A 24,058-nucleotide genomic window follows, 5' to 3' on the forward strand; every position below is an offset into this window, starting at 1 on the left:
ACAGCTCTTTCGCGCGGTCGATGGCCAGGTTTTCGGCGATATCGACGAACTGGCAGCCGCCATAGTAGCGACGGCCGGGATAGCCTTCGGCATATTTGTTGGTCATCACCGAGCCCTGCGCCTCCATCACGGCGGCAGAGACGATGTTTTCCGACGCGATCAGCTCGATCTCGTCGCGCTGACGGCCCAGCTCGGACGTGATCGAACCGAAAAGCTCAGGATCACGGTCCGACAAAGACTGGGTGAAAAAACCGTCGATACGATTGGGGGCGTTCATGACGCAGTCCTCCTAAGCGGTCCAAAGCTCGGCCCTTTGGAGGGGCCAGAGCAGGAAATTGATATACGCGAGTGTCAGATCACGCGATCGCGCGGTTCGCGGCCATCGAAAAAGTCGCTGAGGTTGTCCAGCACCCGGAACCCCATCGCCTCGCGCGCCTCACGGGTGGCACTGCCCAGATGCGGCAGCATCACGAGGTTGTCACATTGCAAAAGGTCGGGGTTGATGCGGGGCTCTCCGTCGAAAACGTCCAGTGCTGCGCCTCCGATCATGTCGAAGGTCAGGGACTGGATCAGCGCGCGTTCGTCGATCACCTCGCCTCGGGCCGTGTTGATCAGGAACGCATCCGGTTTCATCAGATCCAGACGGCGCGCGTTTATCAGGTGCCGGTTTGCGGCCCCGCCGGGGCAATGGAGCGAGACGAAATCGCATTGCGGCAGCAGATCATCCACAGTTTCGACCTGCGTGGCATTGCACGGGGCCAGAACCTCGGGTGCAATTTTGCTGCGGTTGTAGACAACGATCTGCATGCCGAACCCGTGATGGGCACGCCGGGCCATTTCCTGCCCGATGCGGCCATAGCCGACGATGCCCAGCACCTTGCCACTGACCTTGGTGCCGATCAGATGCGTGGGGCGCCAGCCGGTCCAGTGGCCCGCCCGTATCTCGCGTTCCCCTTCGCCCGCGCGGCGCGCCACCATCAGCAGCAAGGTCATTGCGATATCGGCGGTGCATTCGGACAGCACGTCCGGCGTGTTGGTGACGGTCATGCCCAACCCACGCACTGAAGACTCGCAGATGTGACTGTAGCCAACGCCGTAATTTGCCAGGATTTTCGTCTGCGCACCGGGAACGTCCAAAGCCTCGGAGCTGAGGGTATCGGTCACGGTCGGCAGGACCGCATCATAGGATTTCAGCGCATGCCGGATTTCTGCCGGGGACATAGGCTTGTCCCCGGTGTTCAGCACGGTGTTGTAGTTCTCGGCCAGTTGCGCCTCGACGGCGGCAGGCCAGCGACGGGTGACTAGAACCGAGGGTTTGACCATCATGCGGCCTCCATCACGCGGGCGATCGTTTCACCGATCACCGCTGGGTTTTCGGCCACGGTCACACCGGCGGCCGACAGGATTTCAACCTTTTCGCTGGCACTTTCGCCGAAGGCCGAGATGATCGCACCGGCATGACCCATGGTCCGGCCTTTCGGAGCGGTCAGACCCGCAACGTAAGCCACAACGGGCTTGGTGATGTGATCGCGAATGAACTCAGCCGCTTCGGCCTCCTGAGGGCCGCCGATCTCACCGATCATGGCGATGATGTGGGTGTCTTCATCCTCTTCGAAACGCTGTAGAATATCCTTGAAGGACGAGCCGTTGATCGGGTCGCCGCCGATGCCAACGCTGGTCGAGACACCGATCCCACGCTCTTTCAACTGGGCCGCAGCCTCATAGCCCAGCGTCCCTGAGCGACCGATGATGCCCACGTTGCCTGGCAGGTAAATGTGCCCTGGCATGATCCCCAGCAGCGCTTTGCCCGGCGAGATGGTGCCCGCGCAGTTCGGCCCGGTCAGAACCATGCGCTTCTCTTTGGGGTAGCGGTACATGTAGCGCTTCACGCGGATCATGTCCTGCGCCGGAATACCGTCGGTGATGCAGACACAATAGCGGATACCGGCATCTGCAGCCTCCATGATCGAGTCCGCCGCGAAGGGCGGTGGAACGAACACTAGGCTGGCATCCGCGCCGGTTGCTTCAACCGCCTGCTTGACGGTGTCAAAGACCGGAACGCCTTCGACGGTTTCGCCGCCTTTACCGGGAACCACGCCGCCCACCACATTGGTGCCGTAGTTCAGCATGTCCTTGGTGTGGAACCGCGCCATTCGGCCAGTGATACCCTGCACGATCACGCGCGAGTTACGATCTAGAAGAATGCTCATTGCACAGCCCTCATCTTGGTGCCTTGGATAAGGTCGTTGCGCCATGCGCCGACAGCGCGTTCGGCAGCCTCCATCAGAGTGGTGGCGCGGATGATCGGAAGACCGGATTTGGCGAGGATCTTCTGACCCTCTTCCACATTGGTACCGGCCAGGCGCACGACGACAGGGATGTCGATATCCAGCTCTTTCAACGCCTGTACGACACCTTCGGCCACCCAGTCGCAGCGGTTGATACCGGCAAATATGTTCACCAAAATGGCCTGCACATTGTCGTCCGACAGAACCAGACGGAAGGCTTTGGCCACACGCTCAGGTGAGGCTCCACCACCGATGTCGAGGAAGTTCGCAGGCTCTCCGCCAGCCAATTTGATCGTGTCCATCGTCGCCATCGCCAGACCGGCGCCATTGACAATGCAGCCGATATTACCGTCGAGACCAACATAGGACAGACCCCGGTCACCGGCGCGGCTTTCGCGCGGGTCTTCCTGGCTTTTGTCACGCAATTCGGCGATCTGCGGGTGACGGAAGAGCGCGTTGTCGTCAAAGCTCATCTTCGCGTCCAACGCCAATACGCGGTCGTCTCCGGTGATGACCAGAGGGTTGATCTCGACCATTGTGGCGTCCAGATCGCTGAAGGCGGCGTAGCAGCCTTGCAGCGTGCGGACCATGTGCTGGATCAGCTTCGGCTCCAGCCGCAATTGGAACGCGATTTCACGGGCTTGGAACTCTTGCAGACCCACCGCGGGTTCAACGATCGAACGCACGATGCTGTCCGGACGCTCGGCCGAGATATCTTCGATCTCCATCCCGCCTTCCGAGGACGCAACGATCATGACCCGCTGGCTGGAACGGTCCAGCACGAAACCCAAATAGATTTCGCGATCAATCGGGACCGCGGCTTCCACGTAAACGCGGTAGATCCCTTTGCCTTCAGGACCGGTCTGATGCGTGACCAGCTTGCGGCCAAACATGTCATCACAGGCTGTGTAGATCTCGTTTTCGGTGTTGCACAGCTTGACCCCTCCGGCCTTGCCGCGGCCGCCTGCGTGGACCTGCGCTTTGACGATCCACTTGTCGCCCCCCAGTTCACGCGCCCGATAGGCCGCCTGTTCCGGGCTATAGGCCAAAGCACCGGGCGGCACTTCGACACCGAAATTCGAAAGTAGTTCTTTCGCCTGATATTCGTGAATATCCATCTGCAATCCTCCCGTTCTTGCAGTGAAATTAAGCAGCCATCGAAGTGCCGTAGCGGCTTTCCAGCAGGGCTTCGATTGCGTCCCGATCAATCTGCCCGCCCAGTTCGCGCATCGCCTCGGCAAACAAGCGCACGATCCGGCTGACGGATTTCCGGTTCAGCTGGTTGAGGATGCCGATCCGCACCTGAACAGGCGCGCTGAGCGTGGGCCAGATGCCATAACCGCGCGCACGGCAATTCTGCACCAATTCCATCTCACGCCCGGCAAGCTCTGGCGGCAGGTTCAGAACGATCAAGCTCGGCATGTCCGAGGTGACCTCGCACCCCAGTTCGACCACGGCATCGCGCAGGACTCGTTCGTGAATGCGGTAAGACGCAGCGCGCTTGGCCAGCCCTTCCTGCAAGGTCAGACGCAGCGCCTCGTGAAAGGCGGCCACGGCATAGCCCGAATGCGTCCGGTGATAGGTGCCTTTCTCGACATCCTGTCCGTCGACGATACCCCAGTGGCGGGCCTCGAAGATCGGGTTGTGCACATAGGTGTAAGCACCGCTGGTCTTGAGGCTGTCGATGAAGGCATCGGTAAAGCTAACCGGCGCGTAGGTCAGTGGCAGACAGCATAGACCTTTCTGCGGGCAAGAGGCCCAACCCGCAATGCCGGGGTAGTCGTCGATAGAGAAGTTATCGACGCCCAGCGACGACACCGCGTCGATCAGACCCATAGCGCCGTGACGCTCACACGCGTCCGAAAAGCCACGAATGTCGTTGATCCGGCCGGACCCGGTTTCCCAATGCGCCATGAACGCCCATTTGGCATTGTGCTCGGCCAGGGCTGCTTCGACGATTTCTCCGGTGACAGACTGGCCATGCGGAACCTCGATCACGGTGACGCTGGCAGCTTGCGGGTCAAGCGGATTGGCTGCGTGTTCAGCGGGCGTCGCCGCCTTGATCCGCAGGGTCAGCGCATCAATGCCCGAGAATGTGCCGTTGGCAAAAGCCACAACCTTGTCGCCCGGCATGACGGCCGAGAACATGGTGTCCAGCGCGCTCCAACCCGTTCCGGCGACGGCGAAGGTATAGGCGTTCTGCGTGCCCCAGATTTCGCGCAGCATATACTTGCACTCGATCATTCCTCGCAGAACGTCGCCTTGCATGTGATCGGCGACCCCTGCCCCTGCAAAGGCCTGCAGAACGCGGGCATCCGTGTTGCCGGGTCCGGGACCCGCTGCAAGGGTCTCGGGGATTTCGAGCGGAGGGAAAATCTGGAAAGTCATTGTGCGGCTTCCTCGGCTGTTTCTCAGGCTTAGCGGCCCGTTTGGTTGAGTTGCCGTGTAGAAAACGTGGTCTTGCCAGATCACGCAACGTAACTTACTACTGATTTAGCATGCCTAATAGGATGGGATATTACCTACCTAAAGGTATAAAAATACGATAGTATACAAAAACTGCACCCACCCATTTGGGTAGTTTTTTGAACTTTAAGGGCAAATTCATATGGCAGAAGCTCCATCAAAGCCCATCGACGTCATGCTGGCAGACGGCAACCCTCTGGTCCTGTCGGCGATGTCAGAGATCTTTGAACGCGACCCGCGATTCTCATTGGTCGCGACCTCGGCCACGGCCGAAGGATTCCTTGGCACGGTCATGCGGGTGCCTGTTCAGGTCGGCGTGGTGGACTGGACATTGCCCGCCCTTGGCGCTGCCAAACTGATCGAGGTGCTGCGCGATCAGGCCAGCGCACCGCGCTTCGTCGTCTATGGCGATGCCAATGCTGACGTTCCACGACTGGCGATGCAGGCCGGGGCAGCTGGGTTTGCCGCACGCTCGGGCGAGGTCGAAGGGCTTCTGGACACCTGCGAGAAGGTGGCCGCGGGCAAGATGGTGTTTCCGTTCATAGACGTCCGGAAAATGCAGCAGGACCCGATCGAAAGCCTGTCGCGCAAGGAACGCACCATCCTCGAGGCGCTGGCGCAGGGCATGTCCAATCGCGAACTTTCAAAAGAGCTCGAGATTTCGACAAACACCGTGAAGTTCCACCTGTCGAACATCTACGACAAGCTGGGCGTCAAAAACCGGACCCAAGCCATTGCGCAATATTATGCAGCGCGGATGCAAAGGGACTGATACGGACCGCATTCTGGTAAACTCGGGGTTTTCCGGGCATGCTTTGGGTTCACACCCGCAGCCGGAGGACTTCAAATGCCGCAATACAATGACATGTTCGAACTCTCCATCGAGGATATGGAACTGATCGAACAGGCCCTGCGACAGGCGATGGCCTCTTATTCTATTGAGGCGAATGAGACCACCGAAGACACCATCCGCCGGATGCATGATCTTCTGGGCAAGCTGCATGATCAGAAGATTTTCTATCGCCCAAAGACCGGCAGCTACATCGGGGGCTGATCCGCACTTTGCAGACTCCTTAAAAACAGAATAAACCGTTTGCAAATATGTGAATTCAGAGGCGACGCAGTATGAGCTACCTTGGCATTGATCTGGGAACGTCCGGGCTGCGCGCCCTGCTCTTGGCCGAAGACGGCAGCGTGCTCGGCTCGGCCGAGCGCTCCTGCACGTCCGAACACAAACATCCGGGCTGGAGCGAACAGGACCCCGCCGATTGGGTCGCGGCGCTAGAGGGGGCGGTTGCCGCGCTACGCGACGCCCATCCCGAATTCGCCGATCTGCGAGCCGTAGGCGTAGCGGGCCACATGCATGGCGCAACGCTTCTGGATTCCGCAGGTGACGTGATCCGACCCTGTATTCTGTGGAATGACACGCGCGCGGATACCGAGGCCCAGCATCTGGACGCCCTGCCCGGTATTCGCGAGACTTCAGGCAATATCGTTTTCCCCGGCTTTACGGCCCCCAAACTGCTCTGGGTCAAGGAACATGAGCCAAACAATTTCACCCGTATCGCGAAGGTTCTGCTGCCTGCGGCTTATATGAACTACTATCTGACAGGCGACTACGTCGCTGACATGTCGGATAGCGCTGGCACATCCTGGCTGGACGTCTCGCGGCGTACATGGTCCGAGGAGCTTTTGATCGCTGGGCAGATGTCAGAATCTCAGATGCCCCGCCTGGTCGAGGGATGTCAGCCCGCAGGTACCCTTCGCGCCGATCTTGCCAGCCGTTGGGGTCTGCGCAATAACGTAACGGTCGCAGGCGGTGCCGGAGACAACGCCGCGGCTGCCTGTGGTTTGGGTGCTCTGAACGAAGGAGACGGGTTTATTTCGCTTGGCACCTCCGGGGTGCTGTTGGCTGCGCGCGATGGCTATCACCCTGATCCGGCCTCGGCATTGCACACGTTTTGCCATGCAGTGCCCGATCGCTGGTATCAGATGGGCGTTATGCTATCTGCAACCGACAGCCTGAACTGGCTAAGCCAAATCACTGGCCAAAAACCCGCCGACCTGACGCGCGCACTGGGCGAGGAGCTACGCGCGCCGGGGCGCGTGCAATTCTACCCTTACCTCTCAGGCGAGCGCACCCCGCACAACGACGCCAACATTCGCGGCGGCTTTACCGGGCTGGGAAAAGACACCGACAAGAGCGATCTGACCTGCGCCGTGCTTGAGGGCGTCGCCTATGGTCTGAGCGACTCTTATGACGCGCTGGTGCAGACTGGCGCGCGGATTGATCGGCTGATCGGCATCGGCGGCGGTACAAAATCGCGCTACTGGGTCAAGCTGATTGCAACTGTTTTGAACGTACCCATAGAGCTACCCAAAGATGGCGAGTTCGGCGCAGCACTGGGGGCCGCGCGTCTTGCCCAAATCGCAGAAACCGGAGCGTCGCCCGAAGACATCCTAACCCCTCCCAGCATCGGCGAACGCGTTCTGCCCGAAAGCAGCAAAACCGCAGATTACGAGGCAACCAAGGCGCAGTTCAAAGCCGCCTACGGACCTCTGCGGCAGATTTCCTCGCGGGGTTGATATTCGGACCGTGGCTCAGTGACAGTCAGGACCGCACACACCCGCTGGCAACATCTGAGTTTTGCCAGCCCGGCGCACAATATGCTAACATAAGGGCTGCGTGGCCCTCATCCGGCAAGCCTGTTGCAGGCTCTCTTTCGGCATATTTTACCCTCTTTTACCGAGGGCCGCCGCGCCACAACGATCAATCAATTTGACCCGTCTGGGCAGGGCTGATCACGGATAGGACACAGACCTGCCTCTCGAAAGGACTATCGATATGTATAGCATAATCGCGACCTGGTATTTGAAACCCGGAGAAGAGGCCGAGGGGATCGCAGCCCTCAAGCAATTGGCCCAAGATGTGAAGCAGGAAGAGGACACCTGGGGCTACCTCATCCACACGGGCGGCGAAAACTCGGCGCCGCCCTGCAGTGACGGCACCGTCGTTTTCATCGAAATCTACAAGAATTTCCAAGCTTTTCTGGACCATGTGAGCGGCCCGATCTTTACCGCATTCAAAAAAGACCATGGGCAGCTTTTTCAGCCCATACCAGGCTCTGACAGCCCGTTCTTTCTGGTCGAAAACATCGACAGAATTGGAGGGTTTCTGCGACCGCAGGCGGGGTCCTAACCACAGTGCCAGCCCGCACCAGTGAGTAACCCTTTGCGGGCGCACAAAACCCGAGCACAATTCATGGGCGACGAATTGTAGATTTTGTGATACTAAAGAACGCGAAATTGTTTCTTTGTTTCATATTCGGCGCAATTACAGCGCTCAGGGGCAGTCATATTGGGACGTCCGAATGTTAATTGCAGCAAATGCGGTGCGGCCAATCCTGCCGGGTCCAACTTTTGCCACGGCTGCGGCAATGCACTGACCCTAGCCTGTGGGTCCTGTGGTGCGTCAGCGATGGCGCATGCAAAGTTTTGCACCGCTTGTGGGGCTTCGCTGATGGGTCAGGACAGTCCCCCACCGGGTGCCCCTTTGCCCTCTCCCAAGGACGCACCAGAAGACGTGGCCGAACGTCGCCAACTGACCGTCATGTTCTGCGATCTGGTGGGTTCAACGGCCTTGTCCGAAAGGCTCGACCCCGAGGATTACCGCGAACTGATCACGCAATACCGCGAGTTGGTTGGCCGGACCGTCACCAAATTCGGCGGCGAGATTGCAAACTATGCGGGCGACGGAGTGGTCGCCATCTTCGGCTATCCTACCGCGCAGGAACTCAGCCACTATTCCGCCGCTCTTTGCGCGCTTGAGATCGCTGGCGCGACGCGCGACGGGAATGCGGGGCTGACGGACAAGTCGGTTTCGACAAATGTGCGGATCGGGATCCATACCGGACCTGTGGTGGTGGGCACGGCAGCCGGTACGTCAAGCTCGGAAAAGGTCTGGCTTTTTGGGGATACACCGAACGTGGCAGCTCGGATTCAGGCTGCTGCAGATGTGGGTCAGGTGGTTGTCTCGGAAGTGACACGCAGACTGATCGGAGAGCGTCTGGATTTCACCTCGATCGGCAGCCCGCCCTTGGCTGGTGTCAGCACACCATTGCAGCTCTATGTGGTCGGGCCGAGGATTTCCGGTTTTGAGACCGGGCGCAAAGACTTCGCGCACGACAAGACACCGACCATCGGGCGCACAGCCGAAATCGCTCTGGTCCAGTCCAGATGGGACGGCGCGCTGGACGGAGAGGGGCAGGTTCTGCTGCTGACCGGCGACGCGGGCGTTGGCAAATCAAAGATCGCATTTGGACTGAAGGACAAACTGACCAGCGAGGACTCCACCCAGTTCACCCTGTTCGGATCGCCGTTGCATCAAAGCAGCGCGTTTTTCCCGATCAAGAATGCGCTGACGACGCTGACGGGCATGCTGCCCAATGCGCCTCCTGAGGAAAGCCGGGACAAAGTCACCCGGTTTCTGACCGATCTGAACCTTGATACTGAAACCTGCGCCGCGCCTGTCCTGCGCCTGATGGGGCTGGAAGACAACACCTCTCTGGTCGCGCCGATGGGACCCGAGCGGGAAAAGGGTGCGTTGATCGAAGCGCTTTTGCAGCTATGCGCGGGGTTGGAGCAGCATCAGCCGCTATTGCTGCTGCTCGACGATATGCATTGGTTCGACGCCTCGACGCTGGAATTCGTCAATGGCTGGATCGAACAGGTGCCGAACCGCCGCTGCCTGATCCTGATGACCGCCCGGACCGAGTTCCAATCGCCATGGCGCAACCAGTCCCATGTCACCAGTCTGGAGCTTAACCGGCTTGTACGACGTGACATCTATAAGCTGGTTGAAAGCATTTCGGGCGTGCGGCCGTCGCCGGAAGTTCTCAGCCAGTTGGCCGATCGCACCGATGGCGTGCCGCTATTCGTCGAAGAACTGACCAAGATGGCGATGGAATCCGGCCTTTTGGTCAATCGCGGCCAGAGTCAGGCCGAATTGTCCATGGCGATCCCGGAATCGCTGCAGGACTCACTGATGGCCAGATTGGACCGTTTGTCGGCCAGCCGCGAGATCGTGCAGGTCGCCGCCGCAATCGGTCGAAACTTTGAACGCAAGCTGCTGTCCGAGGTTCTGGACTGGACCGAAAACGACATCACCGAAGCGCTGAACCAGCTGCTTGAGACCGAACTGATCGTTCCAGCAGGCCAGCCGGGTATGGCTGATGCATACCGGTTCCGCCACGCGCTGGTACAGGATGCCGCGTATCAATCCATGCTGCGCTCGACAGCCTCACGATGGCATGGCCAAATCGCAGCAGTTCTTGAGGAAAAATACTCCGAAACTGTCGCGCGAGAGCCCGAAATTCTGGGCCATCACTATTGGCGTGCCGGCAATTACCCCGCCGCCGAGGGCAAACTGATGACCGCTGCCCGGCAGGCATTGGACCATTCGGCGAATGTCGAGGCGATCACCCATTTGCAGCACGCTTTGGAATGCTTGCAGGAAATGCCGCAATCGCAGGAACGCGACCGGCGCGAAATAGACATGCAGATCATGATCGCCGTGCCTCTGGCCTTCGTCCGGGGCTATGCGCATAAATCGGTTTTGTCGGCCTATGCGCGGGCGCAGTCCCTGTGCCGTGAATATGGCGAGACCGAGCGGCTGTTCAAAGTGGTCTACGGGCAGTTCCGTTCGACCATGCTGGGCGGGGAATATGAGATCTCGAAACAGAATGCGGACCGGCTGGTCTCGCTCTGTCAGGATTTATCGAGCCCGCTGACCATTGTCTCGGCCAAACGCTCAATGGGGTCGCTTCAGACCTATCTGGGCCATCCCAAGGACGCGCTGAAACATCTTGAGGCCGGGCTTGAGGTCAATCTGTCCATCGAACATCGCTTCATGGGCCTCGATTTCGATGTGGTTGACCTTGCGGTTGCCCTTCAGGGCTATCGCGCGCTTTCCTACTGGCTATCAGGCGACGAAGCCAGCGCCCTGAAAGCGATCAAGGCAGCGCTGGTCCATGCCGAAGAGACAGCACACCCGTTCAGCCAGTCCTTCGCCAATGCCTTCCTTGGATGGATTTCCCATTTCCGGGGTGATGAGGCGACGGTGCAGGACAGCTCTGCCATTTTGATCGCCCTGTCCGAAGAATATTCTTTCCAGTTTTGGCGCGGTTGGGCGCGGGTCATGAATGGTTGGGTGCGCCGAAGCACCGATGGCGAAAAGGCCTTGGAAGAGATCGCCCTGGGCCTGCGCGAATGGCGCGATACAGGCTGCCGCCTTGGTCTGAGCTTCTTCCTGTGCCTCTACGCGGATGCGGCCATTCTGCACGGCAAACTGGAACTGGCCGAGGAGCTGTTGGACGAAGCCGAAGCCTTCGCCAACGACAGCAGTGAGAAATTCTGGATCGTTGGCCTGACCTGCCTGCGCGGTCGGTTGGCCATGGCCCACGGGGACGACAGCGCCGGGATCGACCACCTTAAAGACGCTGCCATGGTGGCGTTGCAGCTTGGCCATTACGGCCCGCTTTTGCATGTCGTTCGGGAATTGGCCGAGCTTGAGACTTCGTCGAACTGCTTTGGTGAGATCTCGAAAGCCGTGGCCGCCGACAAGACCAAAGCACCCGCGCTGGTCGAGGCAAAAGCCATTTTGAAAACCCTAAAAACAAAACAGCCGGAGGCATGATCGGGCGGAATTGGAGCAAGTAGAATTGTCACAGCCAGTGGGGGAGATCACAGCCAAATGACAAAGAAAAAAGCCAAAAGCGACCCGTGCCATCAAACGGATGTCACCGGCGTCATGCCGAAACTGCCAAAGCAGTTTGACACGTTCCCCTTCTACTATGCCTCGCTGCAATGCCAGTGGATGTATTGGTACACCTCGGTCGAAGTTGCCCGCCAGTTTGTGAAAGGCACCGGCCTTTGCGTCGCCGAATTTCCCGATGAAGACGGCGAGAACAAGGCCGTCATCCTGCTGAACTTCCAACGCTATACCGCGCACTATGACAACTCGCTGGGCTTCGTGAACGAGGTCGAATTCAACCTACTGGCCTATCCCAAGAACCGGGTGCCAGGCGTGCCGAAGATGTCACTGACCGAATATCTTCACGGCCGCGATCAGACAAAAACCATCGGCCATCTACGGGTTCATGTGGCCGCCGATAATGCCATGGCCGTCAAGGCCGGACGCCAAGCGTTCGGAGAGCCCAAGTTTCTGGGCCAGTTCAACTACAAGGTTCCTTCGCTGAACGCCAAGATGAAGGGACACCCACCGATCTCACCCAAGAAATGGTGGATTCAACTGGTCAATCCCGACGATCCGCAAACCATCGTCTACGATCTGACGGCGGATCTGGGCAAACTCAAGGGCGATCACTGGACCCTGACCAACTGCACACCGATCCCCGAATTCGCCACCGGGCTTGGACGCACTGTTTGGACCCGCTGGACCATCTCGGGCCTGTTTGAAACCGCGATGTTGACCACGAAAGAGGGCAAACGCATCGCAAAAAGCTTCAAGCTGAAACTAGGGAACAACGATTTCCCGATGACCCGCGACATGCGCACGCTGTTCACCGATATGACGCCGGTGGCTGTGCAAGTCTTTGAAAGCCCGCCCGCCTGCTTTGAGCCGCGTGGCTTCTACGTGGACGCAATTGATGGGGATCGCCATGAAGACGCATGATGACACCCCCGAGTTTAACGCCTTTCTGACCGTCAGCGCCGCCCTGACCGGCTATAGCAGCGCCGAACTGCAAGGCACCGGATGCGCAGGCGAATACTGGCATCAGTTTCGGCAAGTCCTGCCCACCGAAATCCTCAAAGAGTTCCTGTCTCATTCCGACAAGCTGGGCAAACAGGACGACGACCGGATCATGCGTCAAACTTATCTGTCAGACAAATGCCTCGGCCCGCTGTCACGCACGCTGATCCAACTTTGGTACACCGGCCAATGGGTACCGCTTTCGCAGGAATGGCGCGAAAGCTACGGCGCGTCGCGGTTTGATGTGGTCAAGATCATCTCGACCCGGTCCTACAAGGAAGGGCTGGTCTGGGACGCCATCGGCGCGCATCCCCAAGGGGCCAAGCAACAGGGCTTTGGCGCATGGGGCCTTGAACCTCCAAAACAGCGGGGGGCAGGCAAATGAGCGCAATTGCAGATGACGACCGGACCTATGATGTGGTCATCGTGGGAGCCGGGTTTGCCGGGGGCATTCTGGCGAAGGAGCTGGTATCGGCCGGTCATTCGGTTCTGATCCTCGAAGCCGGAGAAGACCACGGCAAGACGTGGGAAACCTATCGCTCGTACCTGGATCAGTACTATCTGTCGCTGGCCAAGACGCCGAACTCTCCCTATCCGAACCTACCAACCCTGCCCTCACCTTCGGTGCTGGATATCACCGCTGTTCGGGGCACCGAGCCCGATACAAACGGGTATTTCGTCCAACGCGGCCCCCTGCCCTTTGGCAGCAACTATCTGATGGCCTTTGGCGGAACCTCACTGCATTGGCTGGGCACAAGCCTGCGCATGATGCCTGCGGATTTCGAGATGCAAAGCCGTTTCGGCAAAGGCGTTGACTGGCCCTTTGGCTATCAGGACCTGCGCGCGGATTATGAGCGCGCCGAGTGGGAGATCGGCGTTTCGGCCGATGCCGACGAACAGACGCCCAAGGCACTGGGTATTCGCACGTCCGGACGGCACGACAATGTCGGGTATTTCGACAAAGAGTACGACTATCCGATGCATTCGATCCCGTCGTCTTATGTGGATGGCTTCTTTGCCAAGGCAGATGGGATGCCCATCGAAATCGGCGAGGACGCCACCAGCACGGTACACCTGAAAGTCTCGCGCACGCCGCAAGGTCGGAACTCAACCCCCCGCAAGCCAAGAACTGCCAAGGGTATTCAGGTTGGCGACAAGCGCCGGCAACAATTCCTCCCGCGCGGCGCGACCGGGCCATTCGCCTATATGGGTCAGCGGTGCGAGGGGAACTCAAGCTGCATTCCGATCTGCCCGATCCAGGCCAAATACAACGCGATGAAAACGCTCGAAGATGCCAAGCACGAAGCCAAGCATCAGTTGGAGACGATCACGCAGGCCATCGCCTCGAAGGTCGAACTGGCCGAAAGCGGGCGTGTATCTGGCATCGTTTACAAGAAATACCCGTTCCCCGGTGTGCCTCAGTACGAACTGCGCCGGGCCAGAGGTAAGCAATTTGTGCTGGCTGGCGGTGCGGTGGAAAACGTTACTCTGGCTCTGGCCTCGGGAATTTGCACCAGCAGTGACGAGCTGGGCCGCAACCTGATGGACCACCCCTACATGATGACTTGGGGCGCCGCGCCCGAGCCGGTTGGACCGTTTCGCGGGCCCGGATCGACCTCGAGCTACGCCAATTTCCGGGACGGAAACTTTAGGAACAAGAACGCGGCCTTCCGGTTGGAGATCGGTAATTGGGGCTGGAACTTTGCCGCTGGCTCTCCGAATTCAGACGTGGCGCGGCTGGTCGAGCAGGACAACCTCTATGGCACCGCCCTGCGCGATAAGCTCTATCACGATGTCCAGCGGCAGGTCCGAATTGGCACCATGGTCGAGCAACTGCCCAGAGCAACAAACCGAGTGACCATCGACCCAGCCTACCGCACACCCATGGGCGAATACCGCCCGGTGATCAGCTATGATCTGGACGACTATTCCCGCGCCGGGCTGGCCGCTGCCAATGACACCTGCGCGCAAATTTTCCAGCGGTTGGGTATCAAGAACCATACCTCCTACAGCCCATCGGATGCGGGGTATTTAACCTATGATGGAAAGGGTTACACCTTCTTCGGTGCAGGCCATCTGGTCGGTACGCACAGGATTGGGACAGACAGGCACAACTCGGTCACCAGTGACGAGATGCGCGCATGGGACCACGACAATCTGTGGCTGGTGGGCGCGGGCTCGATGCCGACGATTGCCACGTCCAACCCGACGCTGACGATGTCGGCCATGGCCTTCAGGGCCGCCAGAGCCATCCAGAAGGCCGTTCGGAAAGGGGGTGCGAAATGAGTTCGAAAAAGAAACTGGACGCCGCGCGTAAAAATCTCTGCAAACATCTGCAAGACGCCTTGATGCTGGAGCTTTCGACAATCCCGCCCTACGCGACCGCCTGCTATTCGATCCTGGAGCAAGGGCAATACGACCGGTCCGAGCCGACCATCGTGAATGCCGAGCCGATCGAGGTGATCCGCCAGGTCATGGTCGAAGAGATGCTGCATATGGTTCTTGCGGCGAATGTGATGAACGCGATCGGGGGTACGCCTCAGCTGAACAATCCAAACTTGCTGCCGAAATACCCGACAGAGTTACTGAACGGGGCCGGGCCAGAGGTGCGTCTGCGTAAGTTCTCGCCCAAACAGGTCAAAAGCTTCCGCAAGATAGAAACCGCGCCGAAAGACCTCCGCAAGGCATTGAGGGGGCACTATTCCACCATCGGCGGATTCTACGCCTATGTCAGGAAGCTGCTGGAAGAAGCATGTAAGGAGTTCGGGGACAAAGAGATCTTCATCGGCGACCCCGCGCGTCAGATCTCCAATGACGACTATTTCGGCGCGGGCGGTGAAGTTGTCGAGATAACCGGCACCCCCGCGCAACGTCGCAAAGCGGCTTTTGATGCCATCCAAAAGATCATGGAAGAAGGTGAAGGCGCAGATCTGGGTGGCAAAGCTGGTGACGGAGACACCATTCCGGGGCCAGCCGGCCATGAGGACGTTGCGCATTTCTTCAAGTTCAACGAAATCCTACATAGCCGCTACTATCGCCCCGAAGATCTTGTGACCGACCCTCCGACTGGCGGTGACCTGATCGTTGATTGGAGCGCGGTCTCGCCCATGAAAGACGACCCCAGCGAGGAGAACTACAAGTCCGCCCCCGAAATCGCCGCGATTTCGGCCGAGTTCAACGCCGCGTGGTCCGGTTTGCTGGACGGTCTGCACATCGCCTTCAACGAGGATAAATCCGCTTTGCGCGACCTTGTTCCAACGATGTATTCGATCAAGTCGCTGGCGCAAAAACTGATGCGCATCCCATTGCCGGACGGATCGGGCGAGACAGCCGGGCCGACATGGACCTACCTTGCGCCGAAAAAGCGGGGCTGACCTGTAGCCTAAAAACCGGCGAGACCCGTTTATGCACCTCATTCTAAACAGGTGTCTTCCGCTGAGGCCAACAAAGATTGTGCGGATAATTTCAGTTTGATAACGTCATGATCGCGCTGGGGAGGGCGCGGCATCTCAATGTTGGACTATTCGCACAATGCGTGGCTCGTGGCGGCCTCGTTGGCCGTAGCGCTGATGGCCGGCTTTACCGGTCTGTACCTGACGCATGGCGCGTCTAAACTGGACAATCAACGGCGCAAGTTCATTGTCGCCCTCGCAGCCGTGATACTGGGTGGCGGTATCTGGTCGATGCACTTCGTTGCCATGCTGGGCCTGCAACTGCCGATCCTGTTTTATTACGACGCGCTGGTGACGCTGATCTCGGCGCTGGTCGCCATCCTTATGGTGGGACTGGCGCTGCTGCTTTTGCATTTCCGTCCCAGAACCCCGCCGACCATCATTGGCGCGGGCGTGATCGTGGGGCTTGGCATCGTTGTCATGCACTATGTCGGCATGGCCGGGATGCAGCTGTGCCGACCCGTCTACAGCCTGTTCGACATCGTTTTATCGACCGCGGCCTCGGTTGTTCTGTCGGTTCTGGCGATTTGGGTGGCTTACGACAGCCGAACCCATCGGAACATCCTGCTGGGCACAGCCTGTTTCGGCATTGCCGTGTTTTCCATGCATTTCATCGCAACCGGTCTTACGGATTTCGTGGCCACCGAGACTGCCGGGGCTGCGGGGCCTGCGCTGGACAACCAGATTCTGGCGATGGGCGTCACGGTCGCAGTCTTTTTGATCTGTGGGGCCTTCCTGCTGACCGGGATCACCTTCATCGAACCCAAACCAGAATCGGCTGCAGAACCAGAACCCGCGTCGCAGCCAGAACCGACCCCGACCCTTCGCGCCGGAGTGCCGTTTGAACGCGAAGGTCAGACCTTCTTTGCCGAACCCGCCCAAATTGCCGCCATCCGGGCCGAGGGGCATTACACCATTCTCTATATCGATTCCGAGAAACTGTTCTGCCCCTGGTCCATCACCGAGGCTGAGACGCGCCTGCAACCCGATGGCTTCCTGCGCGCCCATCGAAGTTATCTGGTGAACCCCAAACATGTCTCAAGCTTCGAGAGGCACAAGGACAACGGGACGTGCTATTTCGACTCTGTCGAGGCCCTTAGCAAAGTACCTGTCAGCCGATCCCGCCTGTCGGACATCCGCGACGCTTTGGGCCTTTGATCGCAACTCGTGCAGCTTATTCGCATTTCGTGAAACAAGCTGCGCGCCCCGTTCCCTACGGCTGGAACCGCTGAGCGCACCCCTCTTTCCTAACTGCAGGTACCCCAAGGTATACCGCTTGGACCCAGGGAGGAAAAACATGATACCAGCCGGTTTTGAGTATCACCGGCCAGGCGACATCGCCTCGGCCATCGGCATTTTACAAGAACACGGAGACGAAGCGCGCGTGATCGCGGGCGGGCACAGCCTGATCCCGATGATGAAGCTGCGCATGGCCGAGATGGGCCATCTTGTCGATCTTCAGGCCATCGACGAACTTAAGGGCATCGAGGTCGGGTCCGATACCGTGACCCTTGGCGCCATGGTGACGCAGCACGAGTTGATCACCCATGACGGTCTCGCCACTGCCATTCCGCTGATCCGCGAGGCGGGCTTGCAGATTGCCGACCCTCAGGTCCGCTACATGGGCACCGTCGGTGGCAATGTCGCCAACGGCGACCCAGGGAACGACATGCCGGGTTTGATGCAGTGCCTGAACGCGACGTTTGAACTGTCCGGCCCCGATGGGTCACGCAGTGTCGCCGCCCGTGAGTTTTATGAGGCCGCCTATTTCACCGCGCGCGAGGATGAAGAAATTCTGACCCGGATTTCGATCCCTGTGCCGGGGGCCGGAGTTGGTCAGGCGTATGAGAAGCAAAAGCGTAAGATCGGGGATTACGCTACGGCCGCCGCAGCTGTGATGGTCGGCAATGGCACGGCCTCTGTTGCGATGACCAACTTGGCGGACACTCCGATCTGGTCCGAAAGCGCCAGCGCTGCATTGGCCAATGGCGATGTGGACGGCTGTGTTGCCGCCATGCTGGATGCCATTGAACCCGTGGCCGACAACCGTGGACCCGTCGAATTCAAGAAACATGTGGCGAGCGTGATGCTGCGCCGCGCCATCGACCGTGCGCAAAGCCGCGCGGGTTGAGGGGAGGAAACCATGTCGAAAATGCACGTCAAACTCACCGTGAACGGCAAAGAGGTCGAAGGTCTGGCCGAGCCGCGCACGCTGTTGATTCACTTCCTTCGGGAAGATCTTAAAATCACCGGCCCTCATATCGGCTGCGAGACCAGCCATTGCGGCGCCTGCACCGTGGATATCGATGGCAAATCCGTCAAATCCTGCACGACCTTTGTAGCGCAAGTGAACGGAGCCGATATCACCACCGTCGAAGGCCTCACCAATGACGATGGCAGCCTTGGCGTATTGCAGGAAATGTTCCGCGAGCATCACGGGCTGCAATGCGGCTTTTGCACGCCGGGGATGATTACTCGCGCGCACCGTTTGCTACAGGAAAACCCGAACCCGACCGAAGAGGATATCCGTTTCGGGATGGCCGGGAACCTGTGCCGCTGCACCGGATACCAGAACATCGTCAAGGCGATCTCGGCCTCTGCTGACATGCTGAACGCTCAGAAGGAGGCTGCGGAATGAACGACCAGACACTGACCCCCGAAGAACGCGCCGCCAATCTCAAGGGGATGGGCAGCTCGCGCAAACGCGTCGAGGATGTGCGCTTTACCCAAGGCAAGGGCAATTATGTCGATGACATCAAGCTGGACGGCATGCTATTCGGCGACTTCGTGCGCTCCCCCTACGCACATGCCCGCGTTGTCAGCGTCAACAAAGAGGCTGCCTTGGCGATGCCCGGCGTGATCGCTGTTCTGACCGCCGAGGATCTGGCTCCGCTGGGCTTGCATTGGATGCCAACGCTGGCGGGTGACAAGCAGATGGTTCTGGCCGACGGCAAGGTGCTGTTCCAAGGCCAGGAAGTCGCCTTTGTGGTCGCCGAAGACCGCTATATCGCCGCCGATGCGGTGGAGTTGGTTGAGGTTGACTACGAAGAACTGCCTGTGATCACCGATCCGTTTGAGGCGCTGAAATCCGATGTGGTCCTGCGCGAAGACCTTGAAGGTCAAACCGAAGGTGCGCATGGCCCTCGCAAGCATCACAACCACATCTTCACCTGGGAACAAGGCGACAAGGATGCGACCGAGGCCATTCTGGCCGAAGCTGACGTGGTCGCCGAGGAGATGGTGTACTATCACCGCACCCACCCCTGCCCGTTGGAGACTTGCGGCTCGGTTGCCAGCATGGACAAGGTGACCGGAAAATTAACGCTGTATGGCACGTTTCAGGCACCGCACGCGATCCGGACGGTTGTGTCGCTGATCTCAGGCATCGCCGAACACAATATCCGCGTCATCAGCCCCGATATCGGTGGCGGTTTCGGCAATAAGGTTGGAGCTTATGCGGGCTATGTCTGCTCGGTCGTGGCCTCGATTGTCACCGGCAAGCCGGTGAAATGGGTCGAGGACCGGATGGAGAACCTGATGTCCACCGCCTTTGCCCGCGACTACTGGATGCAGGGCAAGATCGCGGCCACCAAGGACGGCAAGATCACCGGCCTGTGGTGTCACACCACGGCGGACCATGGCGGCTTTGACGCCTGTGCGGACCCGACCAAATTCCCTGCAGGCTTCATGAACATCTGTACGGGGTCGTATGACATCCCCACCGCCTATCTGGCCGTGGATGGTGTCTATACCAACAAGGCTCCGGGCGGGGTGGCCTATCGCTGTTCCTTCCGCGTGACCGAGGCCGCCTATTTCATCGAACGCATGATCGAGGTTCTAGCCATCAAACTGAACATGGACGCGGCCGAGCTGCGCCGAATAAACTTCATCAAGGCCGATCAGTTCCCGTACCAGTCGGCTCTGGGCTGGGAGTATGACTCGGGCGATTACCATACCGCTTGGGACAAGGCATTGAAGGCCGTCGACTACGAAGGTCTGCGGGCGGAACAGGCACAGCGGGTTGAGGACTTCAAGGCTGGTAAAACCCGCAAGCTGCTGGGAATTGGTCTGACGCATTTCACCGAAATCGTGGGTGCCGGGCCAGTGAAGAACTGCGATATTCTTGGGCTTGGTATGTTCGACAGTTGCGAAATCCGGATCCACCCGACCGGGTCCGCCATCGCGCGGTTGGGGACGATTTCACAGGGTCAGGGCCATGCCACGACCTTTGCCCAGATCATCGCCAGTGAGATCGGTCTACCCGCCGATGATATCACTTTGGAGGAAGGCGACACCGATACTGCGCCCTACGGTCTGGGAACCTACGGCTCTCGGTCCACGCCCGTTGCCGGTGCAGCGACTGCCATGGCCGCGCGCAAAATCCGCGCCAAGGCGCAGATGATCGCGGCTTATCTGCTTGAGGTCCACGACGACGATGTCGAATGGGATGTGGATCGGTTCTCCGTCAAAGGCGCGCCCGAGCGTTTCAAGACGATGAAGGAAATCGCCTTTGCCGCCTATAATCAGGCAATCCCGGGACTGGAACCCGGTCTGGAGGCGGTCAGCTACTATGACCCGCCGAACATGACCTATCCGTTCGGGGCCTATATCTGCGTCATGGAGATCGACGTGGATACCGGTGAGTGGGACGTGCGAAAGTTCTATGCGCTGGATGATTGTGGCACCCGGATCAACCCGATGATCATTGACGGGCAGGTCCATGGTGGTGTGACCGAAGCCTTGGCCATCGCAATGGGTCAGGAGATTGCCTATGATGAGATGGGCAATGTGAAAACCGGCACGCTGATGGACTTCTTCCTGCCAACCGCGTGGGAGACGCCGAACTATATCACCGACTATACGGTGACGCCTTCTCCGCACCATCCGATTGGCGCGAAGGGTGTGGGCGAAAGCCCGAATGTGGGTGGCGTGCCCTGTTTCTCAAACGCGGTGCATGATGCGTTCCGACCCTTCGGGTTGGTGCAGAGCCATATGCCGCATGACCATTGGCGGATCTGGAAGATCGCCAATGGGTTGGGGATGCATGGGTGATTGGGTTCGGACCGGCTGACGCCGGTCCGACCGAACGGAGGGGGCCAGCCCCCTCCGAACCTCCCCCGGGAAATTTTTAGCCAGATGAAGAATGGATCCTGGTTTTGACTTTGAGTGACGTGCAGAACGGATTGGCCGCGCAGGGCTATGTTGCCGATGATCGGTTGGCGATGGCGCTGCATCTGGCGCAGGCTTTGGGGCGGCCCTTGCTGCTGGAAGGTCCGGCAGGCGTTGGCAAAACCGAAGTCGCGAAGGCTCTGGCTGCCCAACACGACGCGCGCTTGATCCGCTTGCAGTGTTATGAGGGGCTGGATGCCAGCCACGCCATTTACGAATGGAACTATCAGCGCCAATTGCTGGCCATCCGCGCGAGCGAAGCGCATGGTGGCACAAGCGAAGCGCAGTTGTTCTCGGATGACTACCTTCTGAAACGGCCCCTTTTAGAGGCGATCAGTGAGGACGACCCTCCGGTTCTTTTGATAGATGAGATTGACCGCGCAGATGAAGAGTTCGAGGCCTATCTGCTTGAGATCCTGTCTGATTTTCAGATCACAATTCCGGAGCTTGGGACCATCAAAGCGCGCTCTCGCCCGATTGTGATCCTGACGGCCAACGGCACGCGGGACCTGTCCGACGCTTTGCGGCGGCGGTGTCTGTACAGCTATCTCGGCTACCCCTCGCGCGAGACGGAAATGGCCATCTTGAAGGCGCGTATGCCCTCTATTGAAGGGTTGCTGGCACGTCAGATCGTCGGGGTTGTTCAGGCCCTGCGCAAGGAAGACCTCGAGAAAACACCAGGCATTGCCGAGATGCTGGACTGGGCCGCCGCCCTGTCGGGGCTGGGTGTGAACGACATGGCCCGGTCTCGGGGCGAGGTGCAGGCGACGCTGGTCTGCCTGCTGAAGACGGCAGCCGACTATGACGCCGCCCCGTCTGAGGTTCTGGATCGCTTGATCGGGAAGGTTGCGTGATGCAGGTCACCCGGTTCCCTTCCCGCGCGACAGGCTTGGTGGACCGCATGAGCGGATTCATGGCCCATCTGCGGATGAACGGATTACGCGTGGGTCCCGCTGAAACCGGTGAAGCGCTGGCCGCCTTGGCGGCGGTCGAGGCAACCGACAGGACACAGGCCAGGCAGGCCTTGTGCGTGTTGCTGACAGGCAGCGCCGAGGATTGGCGACGCTTTGATGAGCTGTTCGACGCCTACTGGTTCAATGCCGGCAAACAGCGCAGTGGGATGGCGCAGACCGCTCATGTACGGGTGCAGTCGGCGAAACCGAAGATCTGGCAGCAGCAAACGCAAGGCGAACAGGATCCGCAAACGGATAAACATCAGGCAGCCGCCACTCCTGATCCGGGCGACGGGGAGGCCGAAGGGATGGATGGGAAGCTGATTGCGACCCGAACGGCCAACCTGTCGCGCCGGGATCTGCGCGAGTTGATGGATGACGAGTCGCTGAGACAGGCCGAACGGGCCGCAACGCAGCTAGCCCTAGCGATCCGCGACCGCCGATCTCGCCGACATAGACAGGCACTACGTGGTCGGACGCTGGACATGCGGCGGATACAACGGGCCAGTCTGGCACGGGGTGGAGAGCCGATGGACCTCTATCGCCGTGCGCGACCGCCGCGACCGATGCGGATCGTTGCGCTATGCGATGTCAGTGGGTCGATGACCGTTTATTCCCGAGTCTTCCTGGCTTTTCTCAAGGGACTAATCGGCAGCGGAACCGAAGCCGACGCTTATCTGTTCCACACCCGTCTGATGCGCGTGACAGACGCACTGCGCGATCACGACTCAATCCGCGCCGCCGGGCGGCTTTCACTGATGGCCGAGGGGTTTGGCGGCGGGACCGACATCTCTGGCAGTCTCGAAAGCTTTCTGGACGGCTACGGCGCGCGGGCGCTGAACGGACGGACGATCGTGCTGATCTTGTCGGATGGGTATTGCAGCACGGCTCCGCAGGCATTGGGGCAGGTTCTGGAACGGATCCAACGCAAAGCGCGCCGGGTCGTCTGGCTGAACCCGCTGAAAGGCTGGCAGAATTACCAACCGGTTGCCGCTGCCATGCAGGCCGCAGAACCCCATCTGGATGCCCATCTGCCCGCCAATACGCTTGAGGCGCTGGCGGCGCTGGAACCTGAATTCAGAAAACTGTGAAAGGATTTACCGATGGCAGGTTTCGACATTTTCGACACGATTGAAGAACTGCGCCGCACCGGCGATGCCTTTTGCGTGGCGACCGTTCTGCGCACAGCCGATGCGACCTCGGCCAAGGCCGGAGGCAAGGCGGCCATTACCCGCGACGGTACGGTTCTAGGCCATCTGGGGGGTGCCTGCGTGCAACGCGCGGTTCGCGCCGCAGCGCAAGAGGCGCAGGTGTCAGGTGAGCCGAAAATGATCCGCGTCAAACCCTCGGACAAGGTTGTGTCTATGGCCGACCCGGACGGTGTTCAGACCTACAAAAGCGGGTGCCCATCCGGAGGGACAGTGGACATGCTGATCGAACCCTATCAACACGCTCCGCGCTTGATCATTTTTGGAGTCTCTCCGATCGCGCAGGCGTTGGCGACCCATGCCGCACTGGCTGGGTTGCGCGTGTGTTTGCCTGAGGGTGCTGAAAACACGGTGAAATACACCCCCTTTGATCCCAACCATCTGAACGCTTTGGGCGTTGAAGCGCGTGATTTTGTTGTGGTGGCGTCGCAAGGCAAAGGCGACGGAGCGGCATTGAAAGCTGCACTGCTGTCACCTGCGCGCCGCGTTTCGATGGTTGCCAGCCGCCGCAAGGCCGAAGTGCTTTGTGCCAAACTGGAAACGCAAGGGCTGAGCACTGAACAGACCAAGCGCCTGAAGTCGCCCGCCGGGTTGGATATCCACGCCATCGACCCGCATGAAATCGCGCTTTCGATTTTGGCTGAAATCATCATGTGGCGCAATTCTGACAAATCCCAGGAGACGTCCCATGATGAGAAAATGGCTTAACTGGCTGCACGCTCTCAAAGCGGCGCAACCCGAGTTGACCGCG

At 59.4% G+C, this 24,058-nt stretch carries 20 protein-coding genes and 2 pseudogenes; 17 read left to right on the forward strand and 5 right to left on the reverse strand.

Features of this window, described 5'->3' with window-relative positions; translation table 11 throughout:
• From glyA to ACRZ95_RS16190, 5 genes and pseudogenes are all read right to left on the reverse strand, one after another.
• Nucleotides 1–277: pseudogene (glyA, locus tag ACRZ95_RS16170) on the reverse strand (serine hydroxymethyltransferase); the annotation flags it as partial.
• A gap of 74 nt (nt 278–351) precedes the next feature.
• A complete protein-coding gene (locus tag ACRZ95_RS16175; RefSeq protein WP_170680223.1) occupies nt 352–1,323 on the reverse strand; it encodes a 2-hydroxyacid dehydrogenase in 972 nt (323 codons plus the stop codon).
• Entirely contained in the window at nt 1,323–2,210 is an 888-nt protein-coding gene (gene sucD, locus ACRZ95_RS16180) for a succinate--CoA ligase subunit alpha (protein WP_170380404.1), read from the reverse strand. The genes ACRZ95_RS16175 and sucD overlap by 1 nt, the downstream gene beginning before the upstream one ends.
• Nucleotides 2,207–3,406 carry a malate--CoA ligase subunit beta gene (locus ACRZ95_RS16185; RefSeq protein ID WP_170680214.1) on the reverse strand — a complete coding sequence of 400 codons (1,200 nt, stop codon included), beginning with the start codon at nt 3,404–3,406 and terminating at the stop codon, nt 2,207–2,209. Before ACRZ95_RS16185 ends, sucD begins: the two co-directional genes overlap by 4 nt.
• A 28-nt stretch (nt 3,407–3,434) precedes the next feature.
• Entirely contained in the window at nt 3,435–4,676 is a 1,242-nt protein-coding gene (locus ACRZ95_RS16190) for an aminotransferase class V-fold PLP-dependent enzyme (protein ID WP_170680213.1), read from the reverse strand.
• A gap of 220 nt (nt 4,677–4,896) precedes the next feature.
• On the opposite strand from ACRZ95_RS16190, the gene ACRZ95_RS16195 reads away from it, so the two are divergent.
• The 17 genes and pseudogenes from ACRZ95_RS16195 to ACRZ95_RS16275 all read left to right on the forward strand — a co-directional run bounded on the left by ACRZ95_RS16195 (nt 4,897) and on the right by ACRZ95_RS16275 (nt 24,015).
• Nucleotides 4,897–5,526 carry a response regulator transcription factor gene (locus tag ACRZ95_RS16195; protein WP_247748029.1) on the forward strand — a complete coding sequence of 210 codons (630 nt, stop codon included), beginning with the start codon at nt 4,897–4,899 and terminating at the stop codon, nt 5,524–5,526.
• A gap of 75 nt (nt 5,527–5,601) precedes the next feature.
• Nucleotides 5,602–5,808 carry a hypothetical protein gene (locus ACRZ95_RS16200; RefSeq protein ID WP_170680211.1) on the forward strand — a complete coding sequence of 69 codons (207 nt, stop codon included), beginning with the start codon at nt 5,602–5,604 and terminating at the stop codon, nt 5,806–5,808.
• 71 nt (nt 5,809–5,879) lie between these two features.
• Nucleotides 5,880–7,340: a xylulokinase gene (xylB, locus tag ACRZ95_RS16205; protein ID WP_170680209.1), complete on the forward strand. Its 1,461-nt coding sequence runs from the start codon at nt 5,880–5,882 to the stop codon at nt 7,338–7,340.
• Between the two features lie 259 nt (nt 7,341–7,599).
• Nucleotides 7,600–7,953: an antibiotic biosynthesis monooxygenase gene (locus tag ACRZ95_RS16210; RefSeq protein ID WP_170680207.1), complete on the forward strand. Its 354-nt coding sequence runs from the start codon at nt 7,600–7,602 to the stop codon at nt 7,951–7,953.
• 159 nt (nt 7,954–8,112) lie between these two features.
• Nucleotides 8,113–8,253, forward strand: a pseudogene (locus tag ACRZ95_RS16215) (double zinc ribbon domain-containing protein); the annotation flags it as partial.
• 21 nt (nt 8,254–8,274) lie between these two features.
• The gene (locus tag ACRZ95_RS16220; protein ID WP_480555281.1) at nt 8,275–11,448 is read left to right on the forward strand and encodes an adenylate/guanylate cyclase domain-containing protein; all 3,174 of its coding nucleotides are present in this window, start codon (nt 8,275–8,277) and stop codon (nt 11,446–11,448) included.
• Between the two features lie 57 nt (nt 11,449–11,505).
• Complete coding sequence (locus tag ACRZ95_RS16225; RefSeq protein WP_170463365.1) at nt 11,506–12,447, forward strand: hypothetical protein; 942 nt, start codon at nt 11,506–11,508, stop codon at nt 12,445–12,447.
• Entirely contained in the window at nt 12,434–12,910 is a 477-nt protein-coding gene (locus ACRZ95_RS16230) for a hypothetical protein (RefSeq protein WP_170680203.1), read from the forward strand. Before ACRZ95_RS16225 ends, ACRZ95_RS16230 begins: the two co-directional genes overlap by 14 nt.
• Complete coding sequence (locus tag ACRZ95_RS16235; protein WP_170680201.1) at nt 12,907–14,811, forward strand: GMC family oxidoreductase; 1,905 nt, start codon at nt 12,907–12,909, stop codon at nt 14,809–14,811. The genes ACRZ95_RS16230 and ACRZ95_RS16235 overlap by 4 nt, the downstream gene beginning before the upstream one ends.
• The gene (locus ACRZ95_RS16240) at nt 14,808–15,899 is read left to right on the forward strand and encodes a ferritin-like domain-containing protein (RefSeq protein WP_170680199.1); all 1,092 of its coding nucleotides are present in this window, start codon (nt 14,808–14,810) and stop codon (nt 15,897–15,899) included. Before ACRZ95_RS16235 ends, ACRZ95_RS16240 begins: the two co-directional genes overlap by 4 nt.
• Before the next feature lie 138 nt (nt 15,900–16,037).
• Nucleotides 16,038–17,135, forward strand: coding sequence for an MHYT domain-containing protein (locus ACRZ95_RS16245; RefSeq protein ID WP_170680196.1), 1,098 nt, complete (start codon nt 16,038–16,040; stop codon nt 17,133–17,135).
• A gap of 139 nt (nt 17,136–17,274) precedes the next feature.
• Entirely contained in the window at nt 17,275–18,108 is an 834-nt protein-coding gene (locus ACRZ95_RS16250; RefSeq protein WP_170680194.1) for an FAD binding domain-containing protein, read from the forward strand.
• A gap of 12 nt (nt 18,109–18,120) precedes the next feature.
• The gene (locus ACRZ95_RS16255) at nt 18,121–18,615 is read left to right on the forward strand and encodes a (2Fe-2S)-binding protein (protein WP_170473684.1); all 495 of its coding nucleotides are present in this window, start codon (nt 18,121–18,123) and stop codon (nt 18,613–18,615) included.
• The gene (locus ACRZ95_RS16260) at nt 18,612–21,029 is read left to right on the forward strand and encodes an aerobic carbon-monoxide dehydrogenase large subunit (protein WP_170680192.1); all 2,418 of its coding nucleotides are present in this window, start codon (nt 18,612–18,614) and stop codon (nt 21,027–21,029) included. The genes ACRZ95_RS16255 and ACRZ95_RS16260 overlap by 4 nt, the downstream gene beginning before the upstream one ends.
• Before the next feature lie 104 nt (nt 21,030–21,133).
• On the forward strand, nt 21,134–22,000 hold the full coding sequence (locus ACRZ95_RS16265) for an AAA family ATPase (protein WP_170680189.1): 867 nt from the start codon (nt 21,134–21,136) through the stop codon (nt 21,998–22,000).
• Nucleotides 22,001–22,047: 47 nt separating this feature from the next.
• Nucleotides 22,048–23,190: a vWA domain-containing protein gene (locus ACRZ95_RS16270; RefSeq protein WP_480555224.1), complete on the forward strand. Its 1,143-nt coding sequence runs from the start codon at nt 22,048–22,050 to the stop codon at nt 23,188–23,190.
• Nucleotides 23,191–23,202: 12 nt separating this feature from the next.
• The gene (locus tag ACRZ95_RS16275) at nt 23,203–24,015 is read left to right on the forward strand and encodes an XdhC family protein (protein ID WP_170680185.1); all 813 of its coding nucleotides are present in this window, start codon (nt 23,203–23,205) and stop codon (nt 24,013–24,015) included.
• The last annotated feature ends 43 nt before the right edge of the window (nt 24,016–24,058 follow it).

The sequence above is a fragment of the Ruegeria sp. AI3 genome, assembly GCF_056541245.1.